This window comes from Stutzerimonas kunmingensis, from assembly GCF_900114065.1.
Classification (GTDB): Bacteria; Pseudomonadota; Gammaproteobacteria; order Pseudomonadales; family Pseudomonadaceae; genus Stutzerimonas; species Stutzerimonas kunmingensis.
Genome location: NZ_FORS01000002.1, coordinates 233495 through 245657, shown reverse-complemented (window position 1 = coordinate 245657; position 12163 = coordinate 233495). Strand labels below are relative to the sequence as shown.

Below are 12163 nucleotides of genomic sequence, written 5' to 3'. Positions count from 1 at the left end.
AGGCTGCCGCCTGCCGGCGCCCGACCGTAAAGGGGAACGGCGGGCACCGGAGCGGCATGGGGTCAGAAGTGGGTGAGGGTCAGGCCGAGCTTGTAGGTCGGGCCGTACTCTTCGTACTGGGCGTTGTAGGCGCGGCGGCCGCTGTAGACGTAGTAGGACTCGTCCGTCAGGTTCAGCGCCTCGAAGGTCAGCTGCAGGCTCGGCGTGATGAAGTAGCCCGCCTTGAAATCGACGAACAGCTGATCGTCGACGTACAGGTCGTGCGCCTCGTCGTCGATGCCGGCCACCTCGTAGAGGTAGTCCGACTTGTAATTGGCAGCCAGGCGCAGGTTGAGCCGGTCGTTTTCCCAGCCGAGCATCAGGTTGCCGACCGTGTCGGAGTGGTTTGGCAGGTCAATGCTGCGCCGCATGCCCTGCCCTTCGATGTCCGCGTCGGACTGGCTGAAGGTGGCGTTGGCGCCCAGCAATAGGCCGTTCCACGGCGCCGGCAGCCAGTCGAGCTTCTGCGAGTAGGCCAGCTCCAGGCCGTAGAGCTTCGCGCTGCTGCCGTTCTGGAAACTGAGCGCTTCGTCGAACGCGGCCCACTGGCCGGTGCCGGCCAGATCGGTGTTGTAGATAAAGTTATCGATGTCCTTGTAGAACAGGTACGCCGACACCACGCCGGCGCGGCCCATGTAGTGCTCGATGCCGAGGTCGTAGTTGGCGGACTCCAGCGGCTTGAGATCGGGGTTGCCGAACTCGGCGTCGTTGCCGTCGATGACGAAACCGGGCGCCAGCTGGCCGAAGGTCGGGCGCACTACGCTGTTGCTCCAGGCGGCACGGATCATGGTGTCGTCGGTCAGTTGGTAGCGCAGGTGCAGCCCCGGCAGCCAGTGGTCATAACGACTGCTGCTGGAGATCGACTCGAACTGGTCATCGCGCAGGCCGGTGCCCTTGGCGCGAAAGCGCGTGCCCTCGTAGCGCAGGCCGGCGATGACGCGCCAGCGGTCGATATCCACGGTGTTCATCAGGTAGGCGGCGTTGATGTCCTCGTGCATGTCGAAGTCATTGATGCGCGACTCCTCCTCGTCGTAGAACTCGCTGGCATCCAGACCGCCAATCGCGCCCTCGATAGCCGAGGCACTGATGCCTGGGCCGAAGCGGCCGAGCGCATAGTCGACCCTGCCGCCCTGGAAGTCGGCCAGGGTCAGGTCGTCGAAATCGTCGTATTTCCAGACCTCGTTATCGTTGTCCTTGTGCCGACGGCTGAGCTTGCCGCCGAACTTGGCCTGCGCGGCGTAACCCCGGATGTCGTACTCGCGCGCCAGGTCCAGGCGGACGTTCTTCTCGCGGTCGCGGGTGTCGCTTTTCTCCCACTCCACTTCATCCAACTCGAAGGACGCCGGGTCGTAGAAGGACGAATCGATCGTCAGGCGCGGCTTGCGGCTACTGGAAAAGCCGGCATCGGCGAAATTACCCTCGAAGGTCGCGCTGGCGATACCGCCCGGATTGCGCTCGCGCGACTGGCTGTAACCGGCCTGCCCGCTCAGGGTCCACAGGCCCATCATGCGTTCACCGCCGAACACGTAGGACTGCACGGTCTGGGTGTCCTCGCGGGACTTCAGCTCGCGCCAGCCCTCGGCGTCACCGGTCTCGCCCGGCAGCTGCGAATCCTCGAAGGCGACACCGGCGGCGTTACGCGTTTCGGTGTCCTTGAAGCGGCTGTACAGCGTGCGCAGGTAGTAGCTGCTGACATCGTCCGGCTTGTAGTCGAAGTTCAGCCCGAAGCCGGTGCGCTCTCGGGTGATCTCGTAGTCGCGCTGCTCGAGTTCCTCCAGCCGCGCGCCGTCGTCGGCGAAGTCCCACTTGCCGCCGGTCTCGACGTTGTCCGAGCCGAAGTCGCGCTCCTGCCAGCTGACGGCCGCGGCGACACCGAAATTGTCGACGCCATCGCCCAGGCTGAAGCGGTCGCTGATGGCGCCAGAGAATTTCGGGCTGATCTTGTCGACGTTGTCGTCATAGCTGCCCTCGCCGCTGAGGCTGTAGAACAGCCCGTCATGGTCGAAGGCCGACAGGCTCTGTACCTCAATGGTGCCGCCCAGGGAATTGGCATCCATGTCCGGCGTCAGCGTCTTGACCACCGACAGCGACTGCACCAGCTCCGATGGCAGCACGTCGAGCGCCACGGCACGGCGATCGCTCTCCGGCGATGGGACCAGCGTGCCGTTGATGGTGACGCTATTCAGATCCGGCGCGATGCCGCGCACGCTGACGAAGCGCCCTTCGCCCTGGTCGCGCTCGACCGAGATGCCCGGAATGCGCTGCAGCGCCTCGGCGGCGTTGTCGTCCGGCAGCTGGCCGATGCCGTCTGCATGCACCACGCTCTTCACGCTGTCGGAATTGCGCTGGTCCTTCAGTGCCTCGTCGATGCTGACCGCTTGGCCAATGACTTCGACGTGCTCCATGACAAGCGGCTCCTCGGCCCAGGCCGAACCGGCGCTGACGGCCAGGGCCAGCAGGCTGATGCGGAATCCTGCATGGCGGATGCCGCTGCGGTATGTGCTCATGAACAATCCCCCGAACGGTGTTTACCGGGTCCATCCCGGAACTGCAGCGGACGGTAGGTGGGGGATATGGCGGTTCTGTGACAGGAGGTTCGGGGAGGGCTTGGAACAGGGGGTTTTCGGGGATTTTGCGAGCGGGATTGAGCTGATATGACCTGTTTTTGAGCGCGACCATAGCTTTGTGGTGCGGTGGATAAGCACCGCGCCAAGTCCGATTTTTCGTGTATCCGGTAGCTCTGTTTCGCCCTGCTGGGCGACCTACTTTTTCCAGTCGCGGAAAAAGTAGGCAAAAACGCTTGCCCCTGCATCCGGCCCTTCGCTTCGCTCCGGGTTCGTTCACTACGCCGCCGTTCCGAGGGTCGCCGTACAAGGGCCATCCATGGCCCTTTACGGCTCTCGCGGCATCCATGCCGCTCGCCCCTCTACGCGACGACTCCGTTCACCCTCCTGAAGGGGCGATTGGAGTCGCCTGATAGTTTTCAATCGATCAAAAACTACAAACCAAGCCTCTCAATCTGTCAGGCATCTCGGACTAACTCCCCCGTCAGGAGGCCGAACGTAGGCGTTGCGCAGGGGGACGCGAGGCAGGACGCCGAGCGAGGAGTGAAGGGACAGGGACGTCCCTTCGCGACGGCCCCCGGAGCAGCGCCGGAGGGAGGGGAGTTTTGCGAAGCAAAACCCGGATGTCGGGGTGGCCTTCTCTTTGGTTACTTTCTCTTGGCCAGGCAAGAGAAAGTGACTCGCCCCGCAGGGCGAAACCTAAATCGCCAGGCAACTCGACAATCGGCATAGACTCGATGCAGCAAGCACCTCGTCCAGAACTGATCCGATCCATCAGGACAAACCACATTCCCGAGCCCCCCACCAAACTGTCCAATCAACCAAAAAAAACCTGAGCCAATTCAACCCCCACCCCATTCATCCAACCGTCACATCCATCTGTTTCCGTGCCCTCACGCACTGGCGCGATCCCTCGCCACGGAGACCCGATGAAATCCCTCCTCAAACTCCACACCCTCACCCTCCTCGGCCTCGCCCTGGCTGCCAACGTCGGCCTGCAGCTGCTCCTCGCCGTCGGCCAGCTCAAATCCTGGGGCGAGATCGACTGGATGGACGTGGTCGGTGAAGGCGGTTGCGCCGCCCTCGCCCTCGCCTGGCTGATCATGCTGCTGCACAGCCGCCCGGCAGGCCGGGTGACGCGGTTGCTGGCGCTGGGGCTGGCCTGCATCTGCTTTTCCTGGTGGATGGACCTGCTCGACGAATTCATCCAGATCCCCGCCAACATCGCCTGGGACAATTGGCTGGAAACGGCACCCATGCCGGTCGGCCTGATCCTGCTGACGTTCGGCATCTACCACCTGAACCAGGAACAGCGCGCCATCAACGCGCAGATGCACAAGCGCGAACGGCTTTTCCGCGAGCATCGCCTGTTCGACAACCTGACCCCGCTCGGCACCGCCGAGTACCTGCGTCGGCAACTGGACTCGGCCCTGCGCCAGGCCGCCGACGAGCAAAGGCCGCTGTCGCTGCTGGCGGTGGACCTCGACGAGTTCAGCCGGGTCAACCAGCGCTACGGTCAGGAAGAAGGGGACCTCGTGTTGCAGGCCGTGGCGCAGTTGCTGGTGCTCAACCTGCGCCATCAGGACCTGCTCTGCCGCCTCGCCGGGGATCGCTTCGTCGTGCTGCTGCCCGATACCGCCGAGCAACAGGCGCGGCAGCTCGCCGAGGAGTTGCAGACCGCCGTCGCCAGCCTCGCGCACAAGACGCGCCAGCACGGGGAACGCCTGCATCTGCGCGCCAGCACCGCGGTGGTGATGGCCTTCGACGACGATTCCGAGCTGTTGCTCAAACGCCTCAACCTCGGTTTGGCCAAGGCCAAGCAGTCCCTGCCACGCTGCGCCTGAGGCGACCATGGAAAGCCCGTTACGCTGGTACGAATGGGACACCCGCTTCATCGCCGCGCACCACCAGCCGGCGGTGTTGCTCGACCTGGCGCTCTCGCGCGGTATCGACAGCCATGCGCTGCTGCGCGGCAGCGGGCTGTTCTACGAGGACGTCGCCAGCGGCCGTGCCCGCGTCAGCCCGGAGCAGCTGCTGACGCTCATCGGCAATACCGAACGCTTGTTGGGTGCTGCGGACAGCAGCTTTCTGTTCGGCCAGCGCCTGCTGCCCGGGCACTACGGCGATGTCAGCCTTGCACTGGCCAATGCCGGCAACCTCGAACAGGCGCTGGAGCGTCTTAGCCAGTTCCGCGCCCTGCTCTGCCCGCTGCTGGCGCCAAGGCTGCTGCTGGACGAGCACCAGCTGCACATCTATTGGCTGGACAGCGGCAGCGCCGGTCGGCACCAACGGTTTCTAATCGAGGCGCATGTGACCGCTATCGTCGCACTGTGCAAGCGCGGCAGCGGCCTGCGCCTGCCGTGGCGCTTCCAGTTCGCCTACCCGCAGCCGCGCCACGTCGAGCAGTACTGGGTGCATCTGGGCGATGCATTGCAGTTCGACCGTCACCTGACCCTACTCAGCCTGCCCCGCGAGTACCTGCATCAGCCCTGGCCGGATGCCTCGGCCACGGTAGGCCAGGTCGCGCGGCAGGCCAGCCAGCAGCAGATCGAAGCGCTGGAAGGCCCCTGCGCCTTTCTCGATGCGTTTTATCAGTACCTGCATGACAACATCCGCGAGCCGCTGAACCTGGAGCGCGTCGCCTTGGCGTTCGCCATGAGTCCGGCGACGCTCAAGCGCAAGCTGGCCAAGCACGGCACGCACTTCCAGGAACAGCTCGATCTGGTGCGCACGCACGTTGCGCTCTACCTCTATCAGGCCCGAGGCCTCGGCAACGAGGCCGTGGCGCGGCACCTCGGCTTCAACGACACCACCAACTTCCGTCGCGCCTTCAAGCGCTGGACCGGCGTGGTGCCCAGCGGGCTGCAGCCGCTGTTCGACGCCCCCTGACGGCATGCTAAGGTGCCGTCCGCATTACCTTCGAGGCGAGCGGGCATGGATATCAAGCAGCTGAAGTTTCTCGTGGCGCTGGATGAAACGCGTCATTTCGGTCAGGCCGCGGCGCGCTGCCATGTCACCCAGCCGACGCTGTCGATGCGCCTGCGCGGCCTCGAAGACGAGCTCGGTCTGCAACTGGTGATCCGCAGCCAGCGCTTCGAAGGCTTCACCCCCGAAGGCGAACGCATCCTGGCCTGGGCGCGCAGCCTGCTCGCCGCACAGGACGGCCTGCTGGCCGAAGCCGCCTCCTGCCGTGGCCAGCTGGTCGGCACCTTGCGCCTGGGCGTGGTGCCGCTGGCCGGTTTCGACCCGATGCAATTGGTGCAGGCCTTCGGCGAGCGCCACCCGAATCTGCGCTTCGAGCTGTTCGCGTTGAGCAGCGATCAGATTCTCGAACGGCTCAATCGCAATCTGCTGGACCTGGGCCTGTCCTACCTGGAGCGGCTGGATGACGCGCACTTCACCAGCCTGCCGCTCGGCGAAACCCGCATGGGGCTGTTGCATGACGAGCGCCATTTTCGCTTCGACGCGCCATCGCTGCGCTGGGAAGCGCTCGCCGATCTTCCGCTAGGTCTTTTGACCGGCGGCATGCACTTTCGCCAGTCCATCGACCACGCACTGCGTAGCCGTGGCCTGAGCCTGGCACCGCGGCTGCAGACCGATGCCGTGCACCATCTGCTGCAGGCCGTAGGGGCCGGACTGTGTTGCGCAATCATGCCGCTGGATAGCGGCCTCGAAGCACTGGATAGCCGGCTGACCCTGACGCCCATCGACAATGCCAGTACCCTCGCGCCGCTGGGGCTGATCCTGCGTCGCGGCTCACCGCGATCCGCGCTAGGCGAGGCTTGCTTCAACGAGGCACGCGAGCTGTTACAGCGGCAAAGACCTGCCATCCCCTGACGGGCGATCGATACGCTCGATCACCCTATCGAACATAGCGATTGGACGATCCATCCCTGCGCTCCTAGGCTCCCTGCGTCGACCTGTCGCAGGCCATCGCCATGCAATACGCCACCCTCAATGCCCCAAGCGCCAACGCTCCGGATCTCGGCGCGGCGCCCTTGGCTGACGAATGCGCCCTGGCCATCAGCTACAACGGCCTCAATCAGGCCGTGATGATGGTGACGCCGCTGGATCTGGAAGACTTCGTTATCGGCTTCAGCCTGAGCGGCGGCTTGATCGAGCGCATCGATGATCTACGCGATCTGCGCTTGCGGGGCGATGGCAGCGCGCAGCATGCCGAAGTGCAGGTGAGCCCGCGGGCGTTCTGGCACATCAAGCAGCAACGGCGGCAGTTGGCCGGCCACAGCGGTTGTGGCCTGTGCGGTGTGCAGGCGCTGGAGCAGGCATTGCCGCAGCTCGCACCCCTTTCGCCAATCGATCTGCCGCCCGAAGGACATTTCCACGATCTGCGCCAGCGCATCGCCAACGCCCAGCTGCTGGCCCGCGACAGCGGTGCACTGCACGCGGCGCTGTATGTCGACGGCAACGGAGAGATCGCCCTGTGCCGTGAGGACATCGGCCGGCACAACGCCCTGGACAAGCTGATCGGTGCGCTGACGCTGCAGCGCCGTACCCCGAGCGAAGGCTTCGTCGTGGTCACCAGCCGCTGCAGCCTGGAGCTGATCCACAAGGCCGTGCGCGCGGGTATCGGCACCCTGGTCAGTCTGTCCGCGCCGACCCACCTGACCGTCGAGTGGGCGCGTCGCCATCACCTCAACCTCATTCACCTGCCCCACCACAGCGCGCCACGGGTCTACAGCCCGGCACCTGCGCTGCCCGAACAGAACGGATGCCAACCATGAGCCGCACGTCCCGCTTCCATCCCGCCACCCGTTTCCAGCCCTACGCCGGCCCGGCAGGCGGCTGGGGCGCGCTGCGCAGCGTGGCCAGCGCCTGGCTCGGCAGTGGCAACGCGCTGAAGAACATCCGCGCCATGCTGCGCACCAACCAGAACGGCGGCTTCGACTGCCCCGGCTGCGCCTGGGGTGATTCGCCGGAGGCCGGTGCGGTGAAGTTCTGCGAAAACGGCGCCAAGGCAGTGAACTGGGAAGCCACGCGCCGCCGCGTGGATGCCGCCTTCTTCGCCCGCCACAGCGTCAGCCAGTTACGCCAGCAGAGCGATTACTGGCTCGAATACCAAGGTCGCCTGAGTGAACCGGTCCGTTACGACGCCGCCAGCGACCGCTACCTGCCGATCAGCTGGGACGATGCCTTTGCGCTGATCGCCCATCACCTGAACGGCCTGGACAGCCCGCACCAGGCAGCCTTCTACACGTCCGGCCGGGCCAGCAACGAAGCGGCTTATCTCTACCAGCTGTTCGGTCGCAGCTTCGGCACCAACAATTTTCCCGACTGCTCGAACATGTGCCACGAGGCCAGCGGCGTCGCCCTGACCGAATCCATCGGCGTCGGCAAGGGCACGGTGACGCTGGAGGATTTCGATCACGCCGATGCGATCTTCGTCCTCGGGCAGAACCCCGGCACCAACCATCCGCGCATGCTCGAACCATTGCGGCAGGCTGTGGAGCGCGGCGCTCAGGTGGTCTGCTTCAATCCATTGCGCGAGCGCGGGCTGGAACGCTTCCAGCACCCGCAGAAGCCCATCGAGATGCTCGCCAACCAGGACGCGCCGACTCACAGCGCCTACTTGCGGCCCAATCTCGGTGGCGATCTGGCGGTGCTGCGCGGCATCGCCAAGTACCTGCTGCAATGGGAGCAGGAAGCCCAGGCCAGCGGCGCGCCGGCGGTGTTCGATCACGCGTTTCTGGCTGAGCACAGCCACGGGCTGGACGCCTATCTGGCCGAGGTCGAAGCCACGCCCTGGGCGCTGATCGAGCAGCAGTCGGGGCTCGATCGCGAAACCATTCGCCACGCCGCCACGATCTACCGCAACGCGGAAAGGGCCATCGTCTGCTGGGCGATGGGCATCACTCAGCACCGTCACTCGGTGGCGACCATCCAGGAAATCGCCAACCTGCTGCTGTTGCGCGGCAACCTCGGCAAACCCGGCGCTGGCGCCTGCCCGGTGCGCGGCCACAGCAACGTGCAGGGCGACCGCACCATGGGCATCAATGAGCGGCCGCCGCTTGCGCTACTCGATGCACTGCAGCGCCAGTTCGACCTGCCAATGCCGCGCCAGCCCGGCTACAACACCGTGGAATGCATCCAGGCCATGCTCGCCGGGCAGGTCAAGGTGTTCATCGGTCTGGGCGGCAACTTCGCCCAGGCCACGCCGGACACCCCGCGCACGCAGCAGGCGCTGCGCAACTGCGCGCTGACCGTACAGATCAGCACCAAGCTCAACCGCAGCCACCTGACCATGGGCCGCGACGCGCTGATCCTGCCGTGCCTCGGCCGCACCGACATAGACCGCCAGGCCTGCGGCCCGCAGGCGGTCACCGTGGAAGACTCGTTCAGCATGATCCACGCCTCGCGCGGCCAGCTCGAGCCCGCGTCCGCCGAGATGCGCTCGGAGCCGGCCATCGTCGCCGGCATCGCCGCCGCCACGCTGGACAAACGCCCGGTGGACTGGCTCTGGCTGGTGGAGGACTACGCCCGTATCCGCGCGCTGATCGCGGCGACCATTCCCGGTTTCACCGGCTTCGACCACCGTCTGCATCGCCCTGGCGGTTTCTACCTGGGCAACGCCGCCGCCCGGCGCGAATGGAACACCGCCAGCGGTCGCGCCGAGTTCAAGGCGCACCCGTTGCCGGCCGATCTGCTACCCGAGCAGGCCCGCCACGGCGGCGTGGAGGCCGACCTGATCCTGCAGACGTTGCGCTCCCACGATCAGTACAACACCACGCTCTATGGTCTGGATGATCGCTATCGTGGGGTGAAAGGCATGCGCGATGTGGTGTTCGTCAATCCCGCCGACATCCAGCGGCTGGGCCTGGAAGCCGGGCAGCAAGTCGATCTGATTTCGCTGTGGGATGACGGTATCGAGCGCCGCGTGCGCGGTTTCACCCTGCTCGCCTACGACACCCCGCCCGGCCAAGCCGCCGCCTACTACCCGGAAACCAACCCGCTGGTGCCGCTGGAGAGCTTTGGCGAGCGCAGCCACACGCCGACTTCGAAATTCATCGCGATTCGAGTGCTGCCGAACACGCAGAAGACCGAGCAGCCGCTGATCGCCAGCGGCCAATGACGCTCATTCGAAGCGGCTGGAGTCGTCGCGATCATGCTGGTAGCGCCGGATGAGCGGAAACGGCGGCAGCCAGCCTTCGCGACGCACGGTCCAGCATTCGTAGGTCGGCGTCAGTTGGTCGGGTGCATCCAGGGCGCCGAGATGCACCTCGAGTTCATCGGCGAGGCGGGAAAAAACCGACGAGCCACAGCACGGGCAGAAATGCCGTCCGGCATATTCGGCCGTCTCGCCCTCGACGGTTACCGCATCCTGCGGGAACACCGCAGCTGCGTAGAACAAAGCACCATGATGCTTGCGGCAGTCCAGGCAGTGGCAGATCCCGACCCGATAGGGCTGCCCCGCCGTCACGATCCGCAGGCTCGACCGCCCGAGAAGCGTAGTCGCCTCTCGGCTGCCGCACTAAAGGAGCGCGTAGCTCCAGGCCTCAGCTTCGCTTGCGCCCCTGGCCGGCGAAACGCTGGATGTCATGGGTCGGGCCCGAAACGATCAGCAGATCACCCGGCAGCACCTGGGTGCTGGGCGTCGCATGCTGAAAATCCTCATTGGCGCGCTTGAGGCCAACAACGGTCACGCCGAACTTCTCGCGCACCCCGGCTGCGGCGAGCGTCGCGTTATGAACGCGTTCCGGCGCATGGATCTTGGCGATGGCGAAGCCGTCGTCGAACTCGATGAAATCCACCATCCGCCCGGAGATCAGATGGGCAACCCGCTCGCCCATGTCCGCCTCGGGGTAGACCACATGATGCGCGCCGATCCTCGTCGCGATCTGTCCGTGCTCGGCGGTCAGCGCCTTGACCCAGATGTCTTTGATGCCCAGCTCGGTCAGCGCCATGATGGTCATCAGGCTTGCCGCCATGTCGGAGCCGATGCCGACGATCGCGTGGGGAAAATCGGCGACGCCCAGCTGCCGCAGCGCCATGACATTGGTGGAATCGGCCTGCACCGCATGGGTCAGCAGGTCGGCCCAGGTGTGCACCGGCTCCGCCGCCTGATCGATACCCATCACATCATGGCCCAGACGCGTCAATGAGCGCGCCACCGAACTGCCGAACCGCCCCAGCCCGATGACCACCACGCTGTCGCCTTTAGAGAACGAAAACTGTTCTGAAAACAACAATTTAGCCAACAATTGGGTGTTCCTCCGGATAGCGGTATGGCATGCGGTGCTCGCCCAGTGCGAGGGAAGCGGCCAGCGTGATGGTGCCGACCCGACCGACATACATCAGTAGGGTCAGCATGAGCTGACTGGTTTCCGGCAGGTCCGCGGTAATGCCGGTGGACAGGCCGACCGTGCCGAATGCCGAAATGACTTCGAAGATGACCTGATCGGTCGGGATATCGGTGTCGCGCAGGATGACCAGCGTACCCAGCACCACCAGCGCGCTGCCCAGCACCAGCACGGTGATAGCCTGGCGCTGCGCCGAACTGCCGACCCGACGGCCGAACACCTCGACATCGGGCCGGCCGCGAATCTCGGCGATCACCATCAGCGCCAGGATGGCCACTGTTCCGACCTTGACCCCGCCCGCGGTACCGGCACTGCCACCGCCAATGAACATCAGAAAATAGTGCAGCGCCCAGCTCTCGTGGGTCAGCGCGCCGATGTCGATGGCATTGAAGCCGGCTGTACGCGCCGAGACGGAAACGAAGGCCGCCGAGAGCATCTTGTCCGCCCAGGTCATCGGGCCGAGCGTGCCCGGGTTGGACCACTCGAACAGCAACACGGCCAGGAAGCCGCCTGCCAGCAATACCCCAGTCCCGGACAGCGTCAGCTTGGTGTGCAGCGACCAATGCCGCGGATCGGTCCACTTGCTGCGCAGATCGTAGAGCACCGGAAAGCCGATCCCGCCGATCACGATGGCGCTCATCACCGGGGTCAGGATCAGCGCATCGGTGGCATAGCGGACCAGGCCGTCGCCGTGAATCGAGAACCCGGCGTTGTTGAATGCCGACACCGCGTGGAACAGCCCGCTCCAGGCTGCATCGCCCCAGGCGAGGCCGTAGGTCAGATGCAAACGCAGGGTGAGCAGCAGCATCACCGCCAGCTCCATTACCAGCGTCACCACCAAAACAAGCTTCGCCACGCTGGTGATGTCACCCAGCCCCAGCACGTGGGATTCGGCCTGGGCGATCAGCTTGGTTCGCAGGTGAAACGAGCGGTTGACCAGCAACCCAAGCAGCGTGGCCAGGGTCATCATGCCGAAACCGCCGAGCTGGAACAGCAGCATGATCACCACCTGGCCGAAAGTGGACCAATAGGTGCCGGTGTCGACCACCACCAGACCGGTAACGCTGACCGCTGAGACGGCGGTGAAGAAGGCGGTGATCCACGGCGCCGACTCGCCCTGGGCTTGGGCAGCGGGCAATGACAGCAACGCTGTACCGCAGAGAATGGCGAAGAGAAAAACGAGCGAGACAACCCTGCCTGGGTGCAGCAGTGATTTCATTCGACCCACACTGACGGATCCGAAGA

9 protein-coding genes are annotated in these 12163 nt (G+C 65.1%); 5 read left to right on the top strand and 4 right to left on the bottom strand.

Annotated features, from left to right (window positions below; genetic code table 11):
* Positions 1–62: 62 nt before the first annotated feature.
* Positions 63–2546, bottom strand: a complete 2484-nt coding sequence (locus BM275_RS05615) for a TonB-dependent receptor (protein WP_090519814.1) — start codon at positions 2544–2546, stop codon at positions 63–65.
* Between the two features lie 986 nt (positions 2547–3532).
* Here BM275_RS05615 and BM275_RS05605 point away from each other — a divergent pair.
* The 5 genes from BM275_RS05605 (at position 3533) to BM275_RS05585 (ending at position 9690) form a co-directional block, all read left to right on the top strand.
* Positions 3533–4447 carry a GGDEF domain-containing protein gene (locus BM275_RS05605; RefSeq protein WP_090519809.1) on the top strand — a complete coding sequence of 305 codons (915 nt, stop codon included), beginning with the start codon at positions 3533–3535 and terminating at the stop codon, positions 4445–4447.
* A gap of 7 nt (positions 4448–4454) precedes the next feature.
* Positions 4455–5492: an AraC family transcriptional regulator gene (locus BM275_RS05600; RefSeq protein ID WP_090519804.1), complete on the top strand. Its 1038-nt coding sequence runs from the start codon at positions 4455–4457 to the stop codon at positions 5490–5492.
* Between the two features lie 45 nt (positions 5493–5537).
* Entirely contained in the window at positions 5538–6440 is a 903-nt protein-coding gene (locus tag BM275_RS05595; protein WP_090519800.1) for a LysR family transcriptional regulator, read from the top strand.
* Positions 6441–6541: 101 nt separating this feature from the next.
* On the top strand, positions 6542–7345 hold the full coding sequence (fdhD, locus tag BM275_RS05590; RefSeq protein WP_046619496.1) for a formate dehydrogenase accessory sulfurtransferase FdhD: 804 nt from the start codon (positions 6542–6544) through the stop codon (positions 7343–7345).
* Entirely contained in the window at positions 7342–9690 is a 2349-nt protein-coding gene (locus tag BM275_RS05585; protein WP_090519797.1) for an FdhF/YdeP family oxidoreductase, read from the top strand. The genes fdhD and BM275_RS05585 overlap by 4 nt, the downstream gene beginning before the upstream one ends.
* Positions 9691–9693: 3 nt before the next feature.
* Here the strand turns inward: BM275_RS05585 and BM275_RS05580 are convergent, their stop codons facing one another.
* From BM275_RS05580 to BM275_RS05570, 3 genes are all read right to left on the bottom strand, one after another.
* Positions 9694–10047, bottom strand: coding sequence for a GFA family protein (locus BM275_RS05580; protein ID WP_090519794.1), 354 nt, complete (start codon positions 10045–10047; stop codon positions 9694–9696).
* A gap of 67 nt (positions 10048–10114) precedes the next feature.
* Entirely contained in the window at positions 10115–10819 is a 705-nt protein-coding gene (locus tag BM275_RS05575; protein WP_031297088.1) for a potassium channel family protein, read from the bottom strand.
* On the bottom strand, positions 10809–12137 hold the full coding sequence (locus tag BM275_RS05570; protein ID WP_090519792.1) for a TrkH family potassium uptake protein: 1329 nt from the start codon (positions 12135–12137) through the stop codon (positions 10809–10811). Before BM275_RS05570 ends, BM275_RS05575 begins: the two co-directional genes overlap by 11 nt.
* Between the last annotated feature and the right edge of the window lie 26 nt (positions 12138–12163).

Coding starts and splice junctions, on each gene's coding strand:
- BM275_RS05585 (WP_090519797.1), top strand. CDS start 7,342: ATGAGCCGCACGTCCCGCTTCCATCCCGCCACCCGTTTCCAGCCCTAC.
- BM275_RS05600 (WP_090519804.1), top strand. CDS start 4,455: ATGGAAAGCCCGTTACGCTGGTACGAATGGGACACCCGCTTCATCGCC.
- BM275_RS05595 (WP_090519800.1), top strand. CDS start 5,538: ATGGATATCAAGCAGCTGAAGTTTCTCGTGGCGCTGGATGAAACGCGT.
- fdhD (WP_046619496.1), top strand. CDS start 6,542: ATGCAATACGCCACCCTCAATGCCCCAAGCGCCAACGCTCCGGATCTC.
- BM275_RS05605 (WP_090519809.1), top strand. CDS start 3,533: ATGAAATCCCTCCTCAAACTCCACACCCTCACCCTCCTCGGCCTCGCC.
- BM275_RS05570 (WP_090519792.1), bottom strand. CDS start 12,137: ATGAAATCACTGCTGCACCCAGGCAGGGTTGTCTCGCTCGTTTTTCTC.
- BM275_RS05615 (WP_090519814.1), bottom strand. CDS start 2,546: ATGAGCACATACCGCAGCGGCATCCGCCATGCAGGATTCCGCATCAGC.